The sequence below is a fragment of the Saccharopolyspora terrae genome, from assembly GCF_004348435.1.
In the GTDB taxonomy this organism is placed as follows: Bacteria; Actinomycetota; Actinomycetes; order Mycobacteriales; family Pseudonocardiaceae; genus Saccharopolyspora; species Saccharopolyspora endophytica.
In genome coordinates this window covers 70,790-90,250 of record NZ_SMKS01000018.1, presented here as the reverse complement: position 1 = coordinate 90,250, position 19,461 = coordinate 70,790, and the positions used below count along the sequence as shown (strand labels likewise).

Genomic DNA, 19,461 nt, shown 5'->3' with positions numbered 1-19,461 from the left:
CACGATAGGTGATCACGTGGGGTCCTGGTTCTGAAGATGATCTTGTGGTGAGACCTTCTTCTACCAGGACCCCACGCCCACATCTCCTCAGGCCCTCAGCCATCCCCATTCCACTGAGATCACCTCAGTGGAATTCCGTCCCTCGATTTCCATTGAAATCGTGTCCACCAGGCGTCGGGACTCAATCGATCGGGTTACGTTGGTGGATAATCTCGAACTGCTGTTCTAGCATCCCGATCGTGGACCAGCTGTCCTTCTACTCGGCAGAGGCTCGGCGGGCGGACGTCGCCGACCTCGCGGGCATGCTGTGCGGACCCGGTCAGGCCGTGGGGTTCGGCCGCGGGACCGCGGCGAGGCTGTCGGTGGTCGTCGACGCCGAGTGGCGCGCCCGCTGCCTGCTCGCCGCCTGCTCCGAGCGGGGAGTGCAGGCCGAGCTCGGCCGCTCCGACGAAGGACGGCCGCTGGTCCGCACCGCGTTCCGCTCCGACCTCACCGGCTTGGCCGCGCACTGGCTGCGCGGCGCCGTGAAGTCTGTACCGTCGGGATTCGTGCCGGACGGTTGGGCGCTGCGGATCTGGGCGCTCGCTGCGGGCGCGGCGGACCACAACGGCTACCGCCTCGGGCTCGACCCGCACGCTCCCGACACGCACGAGCCGCTCGCCGAGGCGCTCCGCGGCTGCGGGCTGCCGACCAAGACGGTCGGCGTCAGGGCGGGCGGACCGGCCTTGCGGGTGACCGGTCGCAGGCGCCTGGCCAGGCTCGCCGAGCTGGTGGGGCCGCTGCCCGATGGTGCGATCGAGGGAATGATTCCGCTCGTCTCCTGAGCGGGTTGACGCACATCACGCCAGGTCACGAAACGGAACACCTGGGTAACCCGATACGTTCGTACAACAAGACGTCGACGAATATCGACGTGTTATATGCAACCCTGTGCCTTCCCGGTGCGGCACGGCCAACCGTGCGGCGCGCACACTCCAGGGACACGAACGGATGGGCGCCGGGTGCAAGGGATGCTTCCGGAAGAAGAGAGCAGGTAAGCGTTGGCTGGGTCGACACGAACGAAGAAGGCCGGCGGCGGGGCCGGTCGGGCTTCGGGGTCTCCCAACGGGAACGGCTCCGCTACCCGGCGCTTGGTGATCGTCGAGTCACCGGCGAAGGCCAAGAAGATCGCCTCCTACCTCGGCTCTAACTTCATCGTGGAGTCCTCGCGTGGGCACATCCGCGATCTGCCGCGCAACGCCAAGGACGTGCCCGAGAAGTACAAGGGCCAGGCGTGGGCGCGACTGGGTGTCGACGTCGAGAACGACTTCGAGCCGCTGTACCTGGTGAGCGCCGACAAGAAGTCGACGGTCACCGAGCTCAAGGACGCCCTCAAGCAGGTCGACGAGCTCTACCTCGCCACGGATGGTGACCGCGAGGGCGAGGCCATCGCCTGGCACCTGCTGGAGACCCTCAAGCCGAAGGTCCCGGTCCGCCGGATGGTCTTCCACGAGATCACCGAGTCCGCCATCCAGGCCGCTGCCGCCAACCCGCGCGACCTCGACCAGGACCTCGTCGACGCCCAGGAGACCCGCCGCATCCTGGACCGCCTCTACGGCTACGAGGTCAGCCCGGTGCTGTGGAAGAAGGTCATGCCGAAGCTCTCGGCGGGCCGCGTGCAGTCCGTGGCGACCCGCGTCGTCGTCGAGCGCGAGCGGGAGCGCATCCGCTTCGTCTCCGCCGAGTACTGGGACATCGCCGCGACCATGGACGCCGGCCCGGACGCCTCGCCGCGTCGCTTCGGGGCCCGCCTGGTCTCGGTGGACGGTTCCAAGCTCGCCACCGGCCGCGACTTCGGTCCGGACGGGCGGCTGAAGAACTCCGACACCAAGGTCCTCACCGAGGCCGAGGCCCGGCAGCTCGCCGGGGCGCTGACCGACGCGCAGCTGAGCGTCTCCAGCGTCGAGGAGAAGCCCTACACGCGTAAGCCGTACGCGCCGTTCATGACCTCGACGCTGCAGCAGGAGGCCAGCCGCAAGCTGCGCTTCTCGGCGGACCGCACGATGCGCACCGCGCAGCGGCTGTACGAGAACGGTTACATCACCTACATGCGTACCGACTCCACGACGCTGTCGGAGACGGCGATCGCGGCGTCTCGCAACCAGGCGCGCGACCTCTACGGCGAGCAGTACCTCTCGCCGCAGCCGCGGCAGTACAACCGCAAGGTCAAGAACGCGCAGGAGGCGCACGAGGCGATCCGTCCCGCGGGGGAGAGCTTCCGCACGCCGGGCGAGGTCGCTGGTGAGCTGTCCAACGACGTCGACGGCTTCAAGCTCTACGAGCTGATCTGGCAGCGCACCATCGCCTCCCAGATGGCCGACGCGAAGGGCACGACGCTGTCGGTGCGCATCAGCGGCACCGCCAGCAGCGGTGAGGAGTGCACTTTCGCCGCGTCCGGTCGCACCATCACCTTCCCCGGCTTCCTCAAGGCCTACGTCGAGGCCGTGGACTCCGAGGCGGGCGGTGTCGCCGACGACGCCGAGTCGCGGCTGCCGCAGCTCACCCAGGACCAGTCGATCACGGCGCCGGAGCTGGAGCCCGACGGGCACACCACCAACCCTCCGCCGCGCTTCACCGAAGCGAGCCTGGTCAAGACGCTCGAAGAGCTGGGCATCGGCCGCCCGTCGACGTACGCGTCGATCATCAGCACCGTGCAGGAGCGCGGCTACGTGTGGAAGAAGGGCTCGGCCCTGGTTCCCTCGTGGATCGCGTTCGCCGTCGTGGGACTGATGGAGCAGCACTTCGGCAGGCTGGTGGACTACGACTTCACCGCCGCGCTGGAGGACGAGCTGGACGGCATCGCGGAGGGCCGCGAGGAGCGGACCCGCTGGCTGGCCGGCTTCTACTTCGGCGGCGAAGTGGGTCCGGAGGACTCGATCGGCCGCGCCGGCGGGCTCAAGAAGCTGGTCGGTTCGTCGGTGGAGGAGATCGACCCGCGCGCGATCAACTCGATCCCGATGTTCGACGACGAGGACGGGCGCACCATCTACGTCCGCGTCGGCCGCTACGGGCCCTACCTGGAGCGGACGCTGGAGGACGAGACGGCGCAGCGGGCGAACCTGCCTGACGACCTGCCGCCGGACGAGCTGACGGTGCAGATCGCCGAGAAGCTGTTCGCCACCCCGATGGAGGGCCGCAGCCTGGGCACCGACCCGGAGAGCGGTCACGAGGTCGTCGCCAAGGAAGGGCGGTTCGGTCCGTACGTGACCGAGGTGCTGCCGGAGGACGACAAGTCCAAGCCGCGCACGGGCAGCCTGCTCAAGTCGATGTCGCTGGACACCGTGACGCTCGACGACGCGCTGAAGCTGCTGTCGCTGCCGCGCGTGGTGGGCACCGACCCGGAGTCGGGCAACGAGATCACCGCGCAGAACGGCCGCTACGGCCCGTACCTGAAGAAGGGCACGGACTCGCGGTCGCTGGAGACCGAGGACCAGATCTTCTCGATCACCCTCGACGAGGCGCTCAAGATCTACGCGCAGCCCAAGCAGCGGGGCCGCCGCGCCGCCGTGCCGCCGCTGCGCGAGCTGGGCGAGGCTCCGGACACCGGCAAGGCCCTGGTGATCAAGGACGGTCGCTTCGGCCCGTACGTCACCGACGGCGAGACCAACGCGTCGCTGCGCAAGGGCGACGCGGTGGAGGAGCTGTCGATGGACCGCGCCGTCGAACTGCTGGCGGAGCGCCGGGCCAAGGCTCCGGCGAAGAAGAAGGCTCCGGCGAAGAAGTCCACGTCGTCCAAGTCGACCGCGTCCAAGAGCACGGCGGCGAAGAAGACCACCGCGTCGAAGTCCACCGGCACCAAGACCGCGGCGTCGAAGTTGACGGGCACCAAGACGGCGGCCAAGAAGTCGACGTCGTCGAAGTCGACCACCTCGAAGTCCTGACCGCGGCGTCGGTGCGGCATCGTAGAGTCGTGACCCGATAGTTCGGCACGAGGGAGTTGACGCGATGCGCACCGGCGCTCCGGAGGTACCCGCGACCGGGGTGTGGGCGGAGGTCGTCGGCCAGCCCGACGCCGTCGGCACCCTGCACGCGGCGGCCGACGCGGCGCGTCGGCAGGTCCGGGGCGAGCAGGTCCCGCCGGGTGCGATGACGCACGCGTGGTTGTTCACCGGCCCGCCGGGGTCCGGTCGTTCGATCGCGGCTCGTGCCTTCGCCGCAGCCCTGGAGTGCGAGGATCCCGCGACTGCCGGATGCGGGAAGTGCACCGCCTGCCGGACGGTCCTGCACGGCACCCACGCGGACGTGAAGCTGGTGGTGCCGGAGGGCCTGTCGATCTCGGTGGCGGAGATGCGCGCCCTGGTGCAGGCCGCCGCGCGGCGCCCGAGCACCGGGCAGTGGCGCGTGGTGCTCATCGAGGACTCCGACCGGCTCACAGAGGGCGCGGCGAACGCGCTGCTCAAGGCGGTCGAGGAACCGCCGCCGCGCACGGTGTTCCTGCTGTGCGCGCCGTCGGACCACCCCGAGGACGTCTCGGTGACGATCCGCTCGCGGTGTCGCGTCCTGCAGTTGCGCACGCCGCTGTCCGGCGCGATCGCCGAGGTGCTGCGCGAGCGCGACGACATCGAGCCGCAGCTGGCGGAGTGGGCCGCGGAGGTCTGCGGCGGGCACATCGGCCGCGCCCGGCGGCTGGCCACCGACGAGCTGGCCCGCGAGCGCCGCGAGTCCGTCCTGCGCATCCCGCTCGGCCTGCAGCGCTTCGCCGACGTGTTCACCGCGGCGTCCGGGCTGGTCAAGCTGGCCGAGACCGAGGCGGTCACGGCCAACGAGGACCGCAACGAGTCCGAGCGCGAGGAGCTCAAGACCGCGATGGGCGCGGGCGGGACCGGCAAGGGCACGGCGTCGGCGACCCGAGGCGCCAACGCGGCGTTGAAGGAGCTGGAGAAGCGCCAGAAGTCCCGCGCCACCCGCTCCCAGCGGGACGCCCTGGACCTGGCCCTGGTGGACCTGGCCGGTTTCTACCGGGACGTCCTGGTGACCCGCACCGGTTCGCAGGCGGTCCTCAACCACCCGGATTTCGCCCGCGCTTCGGCGAAGGCGGCGGCGGAGTGGACGTCGGAGTCCACCTTGCGCCGCCTGGAGGCGGTCCTGGAATGCCGCACGGCCCTGACCCAGAACGTCAAACCGCTGATCGCGGTCGAGGCCATGCTCGCCACGCTGTTCACCGGATGATCAGTGCTCGGCGTTCCTGCGGGGCAGCGCCGCGACGATGATCGAGCCGAGGAGCAGCAGTCCGGCGCCGGTCCAGAAGATCGGGACCGCGAAGTAGCTGCCGCTGGTCAGCGCGAGCGGTTGGGTGCGCGCCTGGTGGTAGGCGGCCGGAGTGGCCTCGGCTCCGCCCGCGGCGCCGGCGGCCGGGGGATCGCAGTTGACGCCGCCCGCGGGAGCCGCGGCGCGCGCGACCTGCTCGCCGAAGGAGATCTGGGCCAGTGCGGTGGGCAGCCCCAGCTTGGTGCCGTCGAGCAGCTTCAGGTCGAAGAGCCTCGCGGTGCCGCGGATCTCGTTGCCCATCGCCTCCTGCTTGAGCTCGCCGAGGCTCAGCCGCAGCACGCCGAGGTCCAGGACCCGCTGGTCCAGGCCGGGAATGGCGGGGATCGGCACGTCCGCGGTCGGGTTCGCCGCGTCGAGCACGGCGATCTCCCGGCCGCCCTGGCTGATGCGCAGCACCGGGGCGGTGTGGTCGACGCGGGTGGTGGCGGGATCGCCGGTCGCGGTGGCGACCACCACCGGCCGCCCGACGACGTCGACCGAGATCTCCTGCGGCGAACCGCTGAACAGCTTCACCTGCGAGATCTGCAGCTCCGACGTCGAGGTCACGGCCTTGCCGGTTTGCCCGGGGACGTCGGCGAGCCGCACGCTGGAGCGCGCCTCGGCGATCGACGGGACCTCCAGCACGGAACCGCCGAGCCCGGGGATCTGGTTGAGCGCCGACCCGGAGGCCATCGAGTAGCGAGCCTCGGACAGCGGAGCCACCCCGCACGGCCCGGTCTCCTGGTTCCACCGCGCGTGCACGGTGCCGTTCAGCCCGCTGAGCCTGACCAGCTGGTCGGCGGGGGACGACGGCGGCGCCAGGGCGCTGGTGGTGGGCGATTCGTGGTCGGACAGCGCGTTCTGCGCGAGGCCGCCGGGGACCTGCGGGACGTGGCCCATGATGCCGACGCCGAACGGCGAGGCCTCGGCGACGGAGTGCTCGTGGGCGAGGTAGGCCTCCGAATTCACCTGCGCCAGGGCGCGGCCCATGCCGGCTTCGAGCACGGCCTGCTTGGGCAGCTTGCTCTCGAACTCGGGGTCGTTGAAGAACGCGTCGCCGGGTGCGGTCGCGGGCAGCAGGCGCACGATCCCGAGCATCGTCCCCGCCTCGCCGATGACCGGCCGCGGGATGTCCTCCGGAACTCGCCCGGGAGGTTGGCCCGGGTTCTGCGGCTGCGGCGTCGGCGTCGTGGGGTACGCGCTCTGCGCGATCGCCGCGGGCATCGACATCCCGGCGATCGCCATGGTGACCGCCGCGCAGGCGCACAGCCGACGAAAGGCGCGCATCCGACATCCTCCGTGATAGGCGTCACTGCCTCGGTGGAGGTATCAACGATCACAACGGCGTTCGGTGACGCCTGAGTCACGCCCTGCTGACCGCGGCGAGCGGGATCTCGCCGGAACCCCGCGGAACCAGCCGCAACGGCAGGGACAGCGGTGCCTCGGTGGCCGCCGATCCGTCGATCTGCTGGAACAGCTCCTCGGTCGCGGTCCGGGCGACCGCCGCCGGGTCCTGGTCGACGACCGTGACCGCCGGGTACAGCGAGTCGGCCATCGGGAAGTCGCCGAAGCTGACGAACGCGATGTCGGTCCGGCCGCGAGCGTGCAGCGCGGGCACGACGCCGAGGGAGCAGCGGGCGTTGGAGGAGAACACCGCGGTCGGCGGGTGTTCCGAGCGCAGCAGCTCGTCCAGCGCGCTGCGCGCTTCCGCCGCGCTGGAAATGCCCGTCTTGACGAGGTCTTCGCGCACTCCGACGCGGGATTCGGCCATGGCGCTGCGATATCCGCGGACCCGCTCGGCGGTGGTGTAGACGTCGGGACGGTCGCCGATCAGCGCGATCTCGGTGTGGCCCGAGTGCAGCAGGTGCTTGGTCGCGGCCTGCGCGGCGCCGAAGTCGTCGCCGAGCACGGTGGCGCCGAGCCCGTCGGGCTGGGCCGGGCGATCGACGAACACGACAGGGGTCTGCCCCGCCGCCGCCCGCAGGTAGCTCTGGTCACCGCTGACCGGAACCATGATCAGGCCGGAGACCTGCCGCTGGAGCAGGCTCTGCACCAGCTTGTGCTCGCGCTCCGGGTCGCCGCCGACGCTGGAGGCCAGCACGACGTGGCCGCGCTGCAGGGCGTGCTCCTCGATGACGCTGGCCATCGTGGCGAAGAACGGGTCGGACAGCGATTCCAGCACCACGCCGATGGCCTCGTCGCGTCCGACGCGCAGCGAGCGGGCGTGGAAGTTCGGCCGGTAGTTGAGCTCGTCGATGGCGGCCTGCACCTGTTGGCGGGTGGCCTCGGAGACCCCGGCGGCTCCGTTGATCACGCGGGAGACGGTCTTCGGGCTCACTCCGGCCGCAGCGGCCACGTCGTAGAGCGTGGCGTTGCCTGTGCGCACGCCTGCTCCCTTCCGCTCGGGCAGTGCCGGTCGAGCTCGGCGAGTTGTTCGGCCATCGGCGTTGTCGCATCGACTCTAACGTGCTGCGCGACCGGCTCGATCGACCGCGTGGCCAGCAGTTTCGCCGGATCGTCCAGCTTGGCGGAATCCCGCGAGGCGGCCCGCTCGCGCATCCTGGTCAAGATCACCTCCGGCGGGCAGTCGACCCACACCAGCAGCGGTTCGGCACCTGCGGCGCGGAGCCGCCCGGCGGCGGCGGACCACCGGCGCGGGTCGGCGCGCTCGGCGGTGAACGGGGCGACGAGCACCGCCGAGGTGCCGACCCGCAGCGTGTCCGCCGCGGTGTCGAGCAGCGCCGCGTAGCGGGCTTCCCGCACCTCCGGGTCGTCCAGGAGGGTGCCGAACCGCTCGGTCAGCGGGCCGGTGATCACGTCGAGGTCGAGCAGGGCGGCCGAGTACCGCTCGGCCGCCGCCGCGCCCAACGTGGTCTTGCCGCTGGCCGGTTCGCCGGAGATCAGGAGCGCGACCGGAGTCACTTCCGCGCCCTCGCCCGCAGGATCTCCTCGACCTCTTCCAGCGTGCGGTTGCGGGTCTCCGGCAGGTACTTCTTCAGGTAGAAGAAGCCGATCAGGCCGAAGGCCGCGTAGAGCCAGAACAGACCGCTGGGGGTGAACGCCTCGAACGCGCTCAGCACCGTCAGCGAGATGATCAGGTTCAGGCCCCAGTGCGTGAACATTCCGAAGCTGCCGGCCTTGCCGCGCAGCGCGGTCGGGAAGATCTCGCTGTTGATCAGCCACATCGCCAGACCGATGCTGGCCGAGAACATCGCCTCGTAGATGATCAGGAAGGCCACCAGCGCCACCGCCCAGACGCCGCTGAGGTCGGTGACGGCGTAGAGCAGTCCGATGACGACCAGCGACACGACCACGCCGCCGAGTCCGACCAGCAGCAGCGGCCGGCGCCCGACCCGGTCGATCAGCAGCAGGCCGACCAGCGTGAACGCGACGTTGGCGATGCCGATGCCCACCGACGACAGGATCGCCGCGGATTCCCCGAAACCGGCCTTGGTCAGCAGCGTCGGCGCGTAGTAGGTGATCGCGTTGACGCCGACCAGCTGGTTCACCGCGGCCACCCCGATGCCGAGGTAGATCGCCGGTCGCAGCGAGGGCCGGAGCACGTCGCGGTAGGTCACGTTCCGCTCGGCGGTCACCGCTGAGGACAGCGCGGTCAGCTCCGACTCGACGCGGTCGGCGCCGACCACCTTGCCGAGCACGGCTCGCGCGTCGTCCAGGCGGCCTCGGGAGACCAGCCAGCGCGGGCTCTCCGGCAGCCTCAGCAGACCGACGAACATCAGCAGCGACGGCACGGCCGCCAGCCCCAGCATCCACCGCCAGGCAGCCGCGTCCGCGAGCAGGAACCCGGCCAGGTAGGAGAACAGGATGCCGGAGCTGATCATGATCTGGTTGATCGAGACCAGCCGGCCGCGGCTCTCGGGCGGTGCGATCTCCGCGATGTAGGCGGGCACCGACAGGGAGGCGGTGCCGATCGCGAAGCCGAGCAGCAGCCGAGAGCCCAGCAGGGTCGGCAGGTTCGGCGCCACCGCCGAGATCACCGCGCCGACGGTGAAGACCAGGCTGGTGATCGACAGCGTCCGGCGACGGCCGAGGTTGTCCGCGACGATGCCGCCGACCGCGACGCCGACGATCGCACCGACGAGCAGCGACGCCACCACGATCTGCTGCCACATCTCGGAGAGCTGGAACGCCGGGGCGATGTAGAGCAGCGCTGCGGAGATGACACCGGTGTCGTAGCCGAACAGCAGGCCGCCGAGCGCGGCGACCGCGGTGGCGCCGACGACGGCTCGTCTCGCGGTGGCGGGGGTGGGTGGGGTGACCGGTGTGGTGACCACGGTCGGACCTCTTCTCTCCGGCTTCGTTGCCGGTGAAGTTCCTGTTCCTCTGGGTTTCTCGGGTGCGGATCAGTCGTCGGCGATGGCGGTCCAGGGCGTGGCCCTGCCGTCGATGGCGGCCGCGCAGGCGTCCAGCCGGCGCCGGGCGGTGTCGGAGAGGAAGGGGCGCCGCCCGGACGGTTCCAGCGCCACCGCGTCCTTCCAGAACGCGCGGCCCGCGATGAATCCCGAGGCGCCGCCCTCGTCGCACGAGATGCGCAGCACCTCCTGGAACTCCTCGAACCCGACGCCGGCGGAGAGCACCACCCACGGCACGGTGACCGTTTCGGCGATCCGGCGGCACGCCTCGGCCGAGCCCGGGTACTCCAGCTTCAGCAGGTCGGGCTTGAGGTCGTTGAGCGCGCGGGCGGCCTCGATGATCGCGTCGGCGCGGGCCTCGGGGCTGAGCTCGGTTTCGCCGGGCAGCCGGTAGATCAGGTTCTCCACCACCGAGGGGACCCCGTCCGCGCGGCAGTCGGCGACGACCTGCGCTGTGGCGTCCAGCGCCTCGGCGGACACGTCCCGCCCGCCGAGCGAGCGGTCCCGGTCGGCGCGCAGCTGCACGAGGAACTTCACCGCGTGGCCGCCCATGTCGCGCACCCACGCGGCGTTCTGCGCGGGTTCCCGGCGGGTGAGCGGTTCGTCGCCGAACTTGCCGCGCTCGGACGGCTCCGCCGCCACGGCCAGACCGGCGCCGGGGGCGAGGTTGCCGTCCGCGATCGCCGCGGGAACGCCGAAGTCGGGGTCGACGAGCAGGCCGCTGGCGCTCGGCGAGAGCCCGGCGATGACGTCTCCCTTGAAGGTGCGCAGAACGTCGTCGTCGACCGGCTGGCCGGCGGCGGTGAACATGCGGCGCAGGGTGTTGCGCTGGTCGAGGGCCACGATGGCGAAGGTGCCGTCGGATCGTGCGATGTCGGCGAGGGTCACAGCTGAACTCCTGCGGTTGTGAGGGTGTTTCCGGTGAATTCGCGGGCGATGTCCACTGCGGACACCCCGGTCTCGCCTGCGGCGGACCGGGCGGCGCGCGCGGCGAAGAGGGCGGCGCCGTAGGCGCTGGGCTGGTCGACCCGGGCGTACTCGACTGCGGGCAGGCTGCGCTGCTTGGCGGCGCGGAAGCTGCGCATCCGGGTCCACCCGCCTGCGGCGGTGACGTGCTCGTGCGGCCCGGCCTCGGCGGACATCAGCTCGATCACCGCGTCCGTCTCGGCCATCGCGTGCTCCAGCGCTGCCGACCAGGTCGTCAGGGGCGTGACCTCGGATCCGACGAGCTGGACCGAGACGTGCTCGCTGCGCGCGTGCGCACCGCTGATCACGACCGAGCCCGTGGAACCGGGACTGGTGAGGGCCTGCTCGTCGAGCTCCGCCCGTGCTCGCTGGTCCTGGCGTCCCAGCAGCGCGAGGACCCGGTCCAGCAGCAGTCCGCCGCGGGTGCCGCCGAGCAGGATCCAGCGGTCCGGCAGCACATGCGCGCCCTGCGCGACGCCGTTCGCCGTGAGCCGTCGGCGCTGGTCGTCGCGCAGCGGAGCGGAGACGACGCGCAGCAGCGCCTCGGAGGTGCCGCAGGAGTCGAAGAGGTGTTCCCCGTGCCAGACGCCGCTGGCGACCGAGGCGACCGGGTGGTCGTGCCCGGCGACGGTGATCACCGCTCCCCGGACGGCGTCGGGGACGCCCGGGTGGTCGACCCGGCCGATCGGGGTGCCCGCGGTGGTCAGCGGTGGGAGCGCGGAGGTCGGCAGGCCGAGCTGCTGGAACGCCGGTTCCCACGGTCCGCGGGTGCCCTGGTCGAGCAGTCCGGTCCGGGAGGCCAGCGAGGGTTCGGTGACGGCCTCGCCGCCCAGCGCCGCAGCGACGAGTTCCGGGACGTTGAGCCACTTCTCGGCGCGATGTGGCGAAATCCCGTGCGCGGCGAGCCAGTTCAGCTTCGCGAACGAGCACAGCGGGCTCAGCGGCAGGCCGGTGCGCCCGCTGAAGGAGTCGACGAGCTCGTCGGGCAGCAGCGCCAGCTCCTCGGCGCCGCGCTGGTCGAACCAGGCGATGACGGGGTGCAGCGGATCTCCACCGCGGTCGAGCAGCACGCCGGACTCGGCCATGCCGGTGATGGCGACGCCCACGACGGTCAGCCGCCGCGCGGATTCCTCGGCCACCCGCACGGCTCCTGACAGCGCGGACAGCACGCGGTCGAGGAGCGCGTCGACGGGCAGCTCGCTGCCGCCGCCCGCGGATCGGTGCCAGTCGGTGGCCGTTCGTTGGACGCTCAGCGTCACACCGCTCAGATCGGCGACGAGCGCCTTGATCTCGGTGCTTCCCACGTCGACGCCCACGACCGCCTCGGTCGTCGCGAAGCCCACCCCGGCACCTCCTCGCTGGTCGCGCGGCCGCTCCGCCGCTCTCGGAGGTCACTGAACAGGGTGCTGGACATCGATGTCAAAGCTTTTTCGATACAGTGCGGACATCGATGTCAGAATCCGTGCCCGGGGGGTCCCGACGGGCTCTGGATCTGGCCAGCTACACTTGTCCGCGCACTGCCGCCTTAGCTCAGTCGGCCAGAGCGACGCACTCGTAATGCGTAGGTCAAGGGTTCGATTCCCTTAGGCGGCTCAGCAGGAAAGACCCCAGTTCACCTCGCGTGAACTGGGGTCTTTCGTCTTCCGGTCCGCAGGTCGCGGTTGGTCGGTGGTCAGTTCGCTGCGGTCGGGCCGTAGCCGGTCAGCTGCTGCCTTGCTCGATGACCCTGTGGCTGCCGCCGTGTCCGACCTTGATCTGACGGGGCTTGGCCTTCTCGGCGATCGGCAGGGTCACCGTCAGCACCCCGTCGGTGTAGTCGGCCGAGACGTTGTCCAGGTCCAGTCCGTCACCCAGCGAGATCTGGCGGGAGAACGTGCCCCGCGGGCGCTCGGCGGTGACGTAGCTGACCTGCTCCTCGCTCTCGTCAGCGGCGCGGGTGGCGCGTTCGGCGCGCACGGTCAGCGTGTTGTTCTCCGCCCGGACCTCCAAGGTGTCGGGGTTGATGCCGGGCAGGTCGAATTCGACGGTGTAGTGATCCCCGGCGCGGTAGGCGTCCATCGCCATGCCTTGGGGCACGCGGCTGGAGCCGAGCATCTCGGTGGCCAGCCGGTTGAGGTCACGGAACAGCGGGTCGAACGCCAGCGTCATCGCAGTCCACTCCCTTCAGCTCACGACGCGACGTGTTCTGCCAGCAATGCGAACCAGAAGACCCCGGGCCTGTGCAGTCCTCGGCCGGCCCGCTGCCGGCCGGGATCCGCACAGCCGGGGTGAGCCGGGCGAATGCGGCGCTCACCTCCCTTGCGTCGGCTCTTCCCCTTCCGGCTCCGCACCCCTATTCTGTGTCCGCGAGAGTAGATTTTCAAGTCTGCCCACTCGAGAGAAATGCTCTGGGCAGAGCGAGAAAAGGGGCGTGCGGGAAGGGGGTTGGAGATGGAGGCGGTGCACGTCGTGTATCGATGCGTCCTGGACGAGGTCACGAGCCGGTGGGCCGGCTACATCGCAGACGGCAAGACGACCGTGGCGGCTGGCGCCTTGCCGCAGGCGCGCGCCGAGCTGGAGCAGCGACTGTTGGCCGAGCTGCGCCAGTGGCCGCCGCAGGGCGTGCGCGAACACACCGAACACTCCTTGGGCGAGGGGATGTGGGTGCGCGAGGCCTTGGACGAACGGATCGGCGACCGCGCCCACACCACCCGGGTGATCCTCGAGGCTCTCGACGACCAGCGACTGCGGGCAACGCTGGCTCCCTTGCCCGAAACCCAGGCCGGAGGGCTGGTCGTGCTCGCTTGCGTGCCCGGCGACACCCTGTCCTGGGTCCGCGATCAGCACGACGGGCGCGGCACGCTGATCGCGGCGGCTGCGGTGAGCAACCACCGCCTGTGGTGGAACGCCCTGACGCCGGCGCGACGCGACAACACCGCGGAGCTGCCGGTGATCGGCAGCCTCACCGACCTGGGCCTGGCCGATCCGCAGGCCGGCATCGACGACTGGATGGCTGCCAGCCCCTGCGGGGGACTCGTCACCCTCCCCGGATCCTGACCCGGTGCCGGCCGGCGTGGAGGCGAATTCCTGCGATCGCCGATGTAGATATGATGTCTTGGTCCTGTTACGCTTTTGCGCGAGAAGATTCGAGAAGGGCACGCGAGCGAGAAGGGGTCGTCGATTCCGCGTTCGTCCCCGCCGCCGCGGTTGTCGGGTTCCGTTTTGCCGGTGAGCGGCATGCAGAGCGATTTCCCCTCGAGGGTCCCTGCGCCCCTTGGTGCACGGGGGCCTCGACGAAGGCGCACAGGGAGCAGAAGCAGTAGTGAGCCAGGATCGGCCGGGCGCGAAATTCGACGATGAGGACTACCCCGCCTACACGATGGGGCGGGCCGCGGACATGCTGGAGGTCACGCAGGCGTTCCTGCGCAGCCTGGAAACCGCCGGGCTGATCACCCCGCAACGCTCGCAAGGCGGGCACCGGCGCTACTCGCGAGCCCAGCTGCGCCGCGCCGCCCGCGCCCGCGAACTCATCAACCAGGGCACCCCCGTGGCCGCGGCCTGCCGCATCGTCACCCTCGAAGATCAACTCGCCGAGGCCACCGGTCAGTCCGAACCAGGCGCTCCCACCTGACCAGCAGCGCTCCGGTCGAAAGCTGCGGTGATCGGCCACTTCCCGAACTCCGAGGTGGGCGGTTCCTCCTTCTCGCACCGTCCTCGCCCGGGCACCCGCTAGCTTCGGCGCGTGGAAACCGTGTCGCTCGCGCGCAACGTCACCCCGGATCGTGGAGCACTGCGCTAACGTTGCTGTCCCATTCGAGCGTTGATCACCGGTCGTGGCCGCACAGGCTGATGTGGCACCCCACCCGGCGGGACCGGACCCTGACCCCGGAAGCGGGCACACCGGCAGGGACGACACCGCGAGGAGCGCGACATGACCAACTCGACCGGCCGCAAGGTGACCGCGAATCTGGCCCTCACCCTCGACGGACGTTTCAACGGTCCCGGCGGTCCCGACGACTTCAGCGCGTTCGCCCCGTACGTGACCAGCGAGGTCGCGCGGGACCAGCTCACGCGCATCTGGGAGGGCGCGACCACGGCAGTTCTCGGCCGGGTCAACGCCGAGGGGTTCCTGGGGTACTGGCCCGCGGTCGCTGACGACGACAACGCCGATCCGCGTGATCGCGGGTACGCGAAGTGGCTGGTGGACGTGGAAAAGGTGGTCTTCTCGACGACCTTGGCGGCAGCACCGTGGGGGCGAACCCGCGTGGTCAACGGCCCGGCGGTGGACGTCGTCGAAGAGCTCAAGACCACCGGTGAGGGCGACATCCTCGTCAACAGCTGCCCGAGCATCATCAAGCCGCTTCTCGCCGCAGACCTGGTCGACCGGTTGTACCTCATGATCTTCCCCGAGATCGCCGGCGGAGGGCAGCGGCTGTTCGAGGACGGCCTCCCGGCTTCGAGGTGGAAGCTCGTCCGCCAGGAGACCGGGGAGATCGGCGACGTGGCTGTGGTCTACGACCGGGTCCGTTGATCCGCACGGGGAAGACCGCAGGTCACCCCCAGTGACCTGCGGTCGTTCTCCGCCCGGGACCTGCGGCTGGTTGATCGCGAAGTCCTGGGCCGCGTCACGGCGTGCTCGTGGCCGGCGGCGTCGGAGTCCAGCCGCCGGTGAGAACCGGCGCCTGCGACGGTCTTCGTCCGTAGGACGCAACGGCAACGCCGAAGGTTGTTCGCACGCCCCGAGTTTTCTCCTGCCGGTCAGCGGCGCTGCTGAGCGGATCCGCATCCGGTGGTCGAACGGCTATCGTGTGGCGGCCGGGCGTGGGAGGGCGCTCCGCCCGGTGTCCGGGAGGGCTCGGGGCATCCGTGGAGGTCGGGATGGTTGTGGGGTTCGAGGACGTCGTCGCCGCTGCGGAGCGGTTGGAGGGGGTCGCCCACCGGACTCCCGCGCTGCGCTCTCGGTTGATCGACGAGCAGCTCGGTGCGGAGGTCTTCTTCAAGGCCGAGAACTTCCAGCGGATGGGGGCTTTCAAGTTCCGCGGGGCCTTCAACGCCGTGTCGAAGCTGTCGGAGGAGCAGCGCCGGGCGGGGGTGGTGACCTACTCGTCCGGGAACCACGCCCAGGCGATCTCGTTGGCGGCTCAGCTGCTGGGCGTGCCCGCGACGATCGTGATGCCGCATGACGCTCCGGCATCGAAGGTGGCCGCCACCAGCGGTTATGGCGGCAAGATCGTGCGCTACGACCGGTACTCCGAGGATCGCGAGGAGATCGGGGGTGCCTTGGCCCGCGAGCAGGGGTTGACGCTCATCCCGCCCTACGACCACCCGGACGTGATCGCCGGGCAGGGGACCGCCGCCAAGGAGCTCTTCGAGGACGTCGGGGAGCTCGACGCCTTGTTCGTGCCGCTCGGCGGGGGAGGACTGCTGTCCGGGACGGCCTTGGCCACCAGGGCTTCGTCTCCGAACTGCCTGCTGCACGGGGTCGAGCCGGAGGCCGGCGACGACGGGCTCCGGTCGTTGCGCAGCGGCGAGATCGTGCACATCGACACGCCCAGGACCATCGCCGACGGGGCGCAGACGCAGCACCTCGGCACGCACACCTTCGAGATCATCCGGCGGGACGTCGACGACATCCGGACCGCGAGCGATGCCCAGCTCGTCGAGGCGATGAAGCTGTTCGCGACCTACCTGAAGATCGTCGTCGAGCCCACCGGGTGCCTCGGGTTCGCCGCCGCCCGAGAGGCCGCGCCGGAGTTCGAGGGCAAGCGGATCGGTGTGATCATCAGTGGCGGCAACGTCGACCTGGAGCGCTATGCGAGTCTGCTGGGTAGCTAAAAATCAGTCACGTGACTTAAGCTGGCGCGCATGAGTGCCGCGACCTCCCGGGCGAGTGCCACCAAGGAGCGCATCCTCGACGTCGCTGAACGGCTCTTCGCCGAGCAGGGCGTCTTCGCCGTGTCCAACAGGCAGATCAGCGAAGCCGCAGGTCAGGGTAACAACGCCGCCGTGGGCTACCACTTCGGGACCAAGTCCGACCTGCTGCGCGCCATCGTGCGCAGGCACGCCGAACCCGTCGAGGCCAACCGCGAGCGGCTGCTCGGCGAGATCGGCGACTCCCGCGAGGTGCGCGACTGGCTGACCTGCCTGGTGCTGCCCACCGTCGAGCACCACGCCTCGCTGCGCGGCTCGACGCTCGCGCGGTTCAGCGCCCAGCTGATGAGCGACCCGTCGCTGCGCGAACTCGTCGTGGGCGAAGCCATGTCCGGGCCGACGCTGATGCGGGTCATGGACGGCCTCAACGACTGCCAGCCGGACCTCCCGCTGCGCGCCAAGCTCGTGCGCAACGACATGACCCGGCACGTGCTGGTGCACATGATGGCCGAGCAGGAACGCGCCCTCGCCGAGGGAACAGCCCGCCTGACCTGGGAAGAAACCGCCCAGAACGTGATCGACGCGCTCACCGGCCTCTGGCTGGCGCCCGTCACCGAGTGAGCCGGAAGAGGACGCCGAACGTGAGCGAAGTTCTGGTCGTGGGTGCCGCGGCAGCGGGGTTGACCACAGCGGACGCCTTGCGGCGCAAGGGTTTCGACGGATCGATGACGGTGCTGGGCGCCGAATCCCACCCGCCCTACGACCGGCCGCCGCTGTCCAAGCAGGTGCTGGCGGGGCAGTGGGAAGCGGAGCGGACCAGCCTGCGTAGCCCCGAGGCGCTGGACAAGCTCGACGCGGAGTTCCTGCTGGGCGATCCGGCCGTGGCGCTGGACGTCGCCACCCGCACCGTGCGCACCGAGTCCGGGCGCGAGCTGCGTGCCGATTCGGTCGTGGTGGCCACCGGAGTCCGCCCGTGCAGGCTGCCCGGTCAGGACGGGCTCGCCGGGGTGCACGTGCTGCGCACGCTCGACGACAGCGTCGCGCTGCGCGCCGACCTGCTGGCCGCGAAGCGGCTGGTCGTGGTCGGGGAGGGCGTGCTCGGCAGCGAGATCGCCGCGACCGCGAGCGGGATGGGCCTGGACGTGACGCTCACCGGCCCGCTCGCCGCGCCGATGGCCGCCCAGCTCGGCTCGGAAGCCGCTGCCGCGCTGGGAGAACTGCACACCGATCGGGGAGTCCGGCTGCGGCTGGGCGCCGCCGTCGACGGCCTGGTCGGCGACGGCGGTCAGGTCAGCGGGGTCCGGTTGGCCGGTGGCGAGGTGCTGCCCGCGGACGTCGTGGTGGTGGCCATCGGCGCTGATCCGGTGACCGGCTGGCTTCAGAGCAGCGGGCTGCGCCTCGACCGCGGAGTGGTCTGCGACTCCCGGTGCCGCGCGGCCGACGGGATCTACGCCGTCGGTGACGTGGCGCGGTGGGAGCACCCGGGGTTCGGGGTCATCCGCCTGGAGAACCGGACCAACGCCAGCGAGCAGGCGATGGCCGTCGCCGACAACATCCTCGGCGAGGACCGCGCCTACCGGCCGGTCCCGTACTTCTGGACCGACCAGTTCGACGCGAAGATCCACGTCTACGGGGTGCTCTCGCCCGACGACGAGGTGACCGTGGTGGAAGGCGACCGCGCCGAGCGGCGTTTCGTCGAGCTGCACCACCGCGATGGCCGCGCCGTCGGCGTTCTGGGCTGGAACATGCCCAAGCAGACCCGGCAGCACCGCAAGGCGCTGGTGGAGGCGCTCACCGCCGGGGCGTGAGCGCCACCGCTCAGTGGGCCGCGACGAGGTCGCGGGCGTCCTCGTCCTGCTCCATCTCGACCCGGACCGCGGCGATCTGGCGGCGTCCCCAGCGCTCGGAGAAGCCGTAGCGGTTGCCGAGCTGGGCGCCGGTGATCGGCTCGCCGATCTCCAGCGAGAGCCGGTAGTCGCGGCGCGCGAAGGTCCGCTTGTCCTCGTCGCTGAGCGGGTCCGCGGGAACCGGTGGCAGCGTGAGCGTCTGCTCCGAGAGGTTCGGGCGCTCGTCGTGCTCCTCGGTGGAAGTCGTTCCCTCCGAGCGGTTCTCGTCGAACGCTTCGTCGCGCTCGGTCGTCTCCGGTTCCGCTGCGGCCGTTCCGCGCTCCTCGGTCGGCGGCTCGGCGTCGCGGACGGCGGGCTCGTGCGCGACGGACTCGCGGACGACGGGTTCCCGCACGGCCGGTTCGGGCTCCGGGCGCCTCTCGGCGGGCTGCGGTGGGAGCTCCTGCGTCGGTCGAGGCGGAGCGGGCGCGCGTTCCGCCGGAACCGGTTCGGGCTTCGGGGGAGTGGGGGCGATCGCCGCGGGCCGGATGGTCTCGTCCTGCTTGCCGAGACCGGCGATCTCCGAGACCGGGATGTCGGTGACCTGGCGGCGGAAGGCGCCGGAGGTGCCGTCGCGGTCGACCAGCCAGCGCAGCACGAGCAGTCCCGGGCGCAGCCGCAGGCGGCGCTTCCCGTGGCGCTCCTCGAAGTCCGCGCGCAGCTCGGCGAGCACGACGTCGAAGACCGCGACGGCGGCGACCGGCAGACCGGCGGCGACGATGCGCGCTTCCGGGGTGAGCTGGTGGATCCAGTTGATCCACGACGAGATCGCCGTGAAGGTCCACATCAGCAGCCGGCCGCGCACGGCGCTGCGGCCGTAGATCGAGGCGCGGTAGGTGATCAGCGTGGCGCCGAAGGCGGCACCGTCGAAGGTGGCCGGGATCAGCCAGGCGGTCCAGTAGCTGAAGCCGACCATCTGGTCTTGGCCGTAGGCGTGCAGGCCGACGAAGCTCGCACCCCAGCCCATGAGCGCGGCGAGGGCGACGAACCCCAGGGCGGCGCGGGAAAGCCAGAGCCCGTGGCCGGATCTCGTACTCGGTTGCTCGCTCAACGTCGGTCCAATGCAGCCGGGTCATCGCGGGACCCGCTGATGGTAGACA

At 70.8% G+C, this 19,461-nt stretch carries 17 protein-coding genes and 1 tRNA gene; 10 read left to right on the top strand and 8 right to left on the bottom strand.

Annotation, left to right across the window (positions count from 1 at the left end):
• The first annotated feature begins 239 nt into the window (after positions 1–239).
• The 3 genes from E1181_RS13370 to E1181_RS13360 all read left to right on the top strand — a co-directional run bounded on the left by E1181_RS13370 (position 240) and on the right by E1181_RS13360 (position 5,208).
• On the top strand, positions 240–824 hold the full coding sequence (locus tag E1181_RS13370; RefSeq protein ID WP_132674557.1) for a hypothetical protein: 585 nt from the start codon (positions 240–242) through the stop codon (positions 822–824).
• A gap of 306 nt (positions 825–1,130) precedes the next feature.
• On the top strand, positions 1,131–3,920 hold the full coding sequence (gene topA / locus E1181_RS13365; RefSeq protein WP_132674556.1) for a type I DNA topoisomerase: 2,790 nt from the start codon (positions 1,131–1,133) through the stop codon (positions 3,918–3,920).
• 64 nt (positions 3,921–3,984) lie between these two features.
• Positions 3,985–5,208 carry a DNA polymerase III subunit delta' gene (locus E1181_RS13360; RefSeq protein ID WP_132674555.1) on the top strand — a complete coding sequence of 408 codons (1,224 nt, stop codon included), beginning with the start codon at positions 3,985–3,987 and terminating at the stop codon, positions 5,206–5,208.
• Here the strand turns inward: E1181_RS13360 and E1181_RS13355 are convergent, their stop codons facing one another.
• The 6 genes from E1181_RS13355 to E1181_RS13330 all read right to left on the bottom strand — a co-directional run bounded on the left by E1181_RS13355 (position 5,209) and on the right by E1181_RS13330 (position 11,968).
• Positions 5,209–6,573: a hypothetical protein gene (locus E1181_RS13355; RefSeq protein WP_235876738.1), complete on the bottom strand. Its 1,365-nt coding sequence runs from the start codon at positions 6,571–6,573 to the stop codon at positions 5,209–5,211.
• A 76-nt stretch (positions 6,574–6,649) separates the two neighbouring features.
• The gene (locus tag E1181_RS13350; RefSeq protein WP_132674554.1) at positions 6,650–7,672 is read right to left on the bottom strand and encodes a LacI family DNA-binding transcriptional regulator; all 1,023 of its coding nucleotides are present in this window, start codon (positions 7,670–7,672) and stop codon (positions 6,650–6,652) included.
• On the bottom strand, positions 7,621–8,208 hold the full coding sequence (locus tag E1181_RS13345) for an AAA family ATPase (RefSeq protein ID WP_165944618.1): 588 nt from the start codon (positions 8,206–8,208) through the stop codon (positions 7,621–7,623). The genes E1181_RS13350 and E1181_RS13345 overlap by 52 nt, the downstream gene beginning before the upstream one ends.
• Complete coding sequence (locus E1181_RS13340) at positions 8,205–9,581, bottom strand: sugar porter family MFS transporter (RefSeq protein WP_132674552.1); 1,377 nt, start codon at positions 9,579–9,581, stop codon at positions 8,205–8,207. The genes E1181_RS13345 and E1181_RS13340 overlap by 4 nt, the downstream gene beginning before the upstream one ends.
• Before the next feature lie 69 nt (positions 9,582–9,650).
• Positions 9,651–10,547 carry a hypothetical protein gene (locus E1181_RS13335; RefSeq protein ID WP_132674550.1) on the bottom strand — a complete coding sequence of 299 codons (897 nt, stop codon included), beginning with the start codon at positions 10,545–10,547 and terminating at the stop codon, positions 9,651–9,653.
• Positions 10,544–11,968 carry an FGGY-family carbohydrate kinase gene (locus E1181_RS13330; protein ID WP_132674548.1) on the bottom strand — a complete coding sequence of 475 codons (1,425 nt, stop codon included), beginning with the start codon at positions 11,966–11,968 and terminating at the stop codon, positions 10,544–10,546. Before E1181_RS13330 ends, E1181_RS13335 begins: the two co-directional genes overlap by 4 nt.
• A 176-nt stretch (positions 11,969–12,144) precedes the next feature.
• Here E1181_RS13330 and E1181_RS13325 point away from each other — a divergent pair.
• Positions 12,145–12,218: transfer RNA gene (locus E1181_RS13325), tRNA-Thr, on the top strand.
• Positions 12,219–12,326: 108 nt separating this feature from the next.
• Here the strand turns inward: E1181_RS13325 and E1181_RS13320 are convergent.
• Complete coding sequence (locus E1181_RS13320) at positions 12,327–12,773, bottom strand: Hsp20/alpha crystallin family protein (protein WP_132674546.1); 447 nt, start codon at positions 12,771–12,773, stop codon at positions 12,327–12,329.
• Positions 12,774–13,055: 282 nt separating this feature from the next.
• On the opposite strand from E1181_RS13320, the gene E1181_RS13315 reads away from it, so the two are divergent.
• The 6 genes from E1181_RS13315 (at position 13,056) to E1181_RS13290 (ending at position 18,283) form a co-directional block, all read left to right on the top strand.
• The gene (locus E1181_RS13315) at positions 13,056–13,661 is read left to right on the top strand and encodes a hypothetical protein (protein WP_132674544.1); all 606 of its coding nucleotides are present in this window, start codon (positions 13,056–13,058) and stop codon (positions 13,659–13,661) included.
• A 322-nt stretch (positions 13,662–13,983) separates the two neighbouring features.
• A complete protein-coding gene (locus E1181_RS13310) occupies positions 13,984–14,235 on the top strand; it encodes a MerR family transcriptional regulator (protein ID WP_132674571.1) in 252 nt (83 codons plus the stop codon).
• A gap of 300 nt (positions 14,236–14,535) precedes the next feature.
• On the top strand, positions 14,536–15,135 hold the full coding sequence (locus tag E1181_RS13305) for a dihydrofolate reductase family protein (protein WP_132674542.1): 600 nt from the start codon (positions 14,536–14,538) through the stop codon (positions 15,133–15,135).
• A 347-nt stretch (positions 15,136–15,482) separates the two neighbouring features.
• Positions 15,483–16,439, top strand: a complete 957-nt coding sequence (locus E1181_RS13300) for a threo-3-hydroxy-L-aspartate ammonia-lyase (protein WP_132674540.1) — start codon at positions 15,483–15,485, stop codon at positions 16,437–16,439.
• 30 nt (positions 16,440–16,469) lie between these two features.
• Complete coding sequence (locus E1181_RS13295; protein WP_132674538.1) at positions 16,470–17,096, top strand: TetR/AcrR family transcriptional regulator; 627 nt, start codon at positions 16,470–16,472, stop codon at positions 17,094–17,096.
• Positions 17,097–17,116: 20 nt separating this feature from the next.
• Positions 17,117–18,283: an NAD(P)/FAD-dependent oxidoreductase gene (locus E1181_RS13290; protein ID WP_235876737.1), complete on the top strand. Its 1,167-nt coding sequence runs from the start codon at positions 17,117–17,119 to the stop codon at positions 18,281–18,283.
• A 10-nt stretch (positions 18,284–18,293) separates the two neighbouring features.
• Here the strand turns inward: E1181_RS13290 and E1181_RS13285 are convergent, their stop codons facing one another.
• A complete protein-coding gene (locus tag E1181_RS13285; RefSeq protein ID WP_132674537.1) occupies positions 18,294–19,412 on the bottom strand; it encodes a DUF2637 domain-containing protein in 1,119 nt (372 codons plus the stop codon).
• Between the last annotated feature and the right edge of the window lie 49 nt (positions 19,413–19,461).

What these genes read in the sequence shown, in the direction of transcription:
- E1181_RS13360 (WP_132674555.1), top strand. Translation starts at nt 3,985, where the DNA reads ATGCGCACCGGCGCTCCGGAGGTACCCGCGACCGGGGTGTGGGCGGAG.
- E1181_RS13355 (WP_235876738.1), bottom strand. Translation starts at nt 6,573, where the DNA reads ATGCGCGCCTTTCGTCGGCTGTGCGCCTGCGCGGCGGTCACCATGGCG.
- E1181_RS13320 (WP_132674546.1), bottom strand. Translation starts at nt 12,773, where the DNA reads ATGACGCTGGCGTTCGACCCGCTGTTCCGTGACCTCAACCGGCTGGCC.
- E1181_RS13315 (WP_132674544.1), top strand. Translation starts at nt 13,056, where the DNA reads ATGGAGGCGGTGCACGTCGTGTATCGATGCGTCCTGGACGAGGTCACG.
- E1181_RS13310 (WP_132674571.1), top strand. Translation starts at nt 13,984, where the DNA reads ATGGGGCGGGCCGCGGACATGCTGGAGGTCACGCAGGCGTTCCTGCGC.
- E1181_RS13305 (WP_132674542.1), top strand. Translation starts at nt 14,536, where the DNA reads ATGACCAACTCGACCGGCCGCAAGGTGACCGCGAATCTGGCCCTCACC.
- E1181_RS13300 (WP_132674540.1), top strand. Translation starts at nt 15,483, where the DNA reads ATGGTTGTGGGGTTCGAGGACGTCGTCGCCGCTGCGGAGCGGTTGGAG.
- E1181_RS13295 (WP_132674538.1), top strand. Translation starts at nt 16,470, where the DNA reads ATGAGTGCCGCGACCTCCCGGGCGAGTGCCACCAAGGAGCGCATCCTC.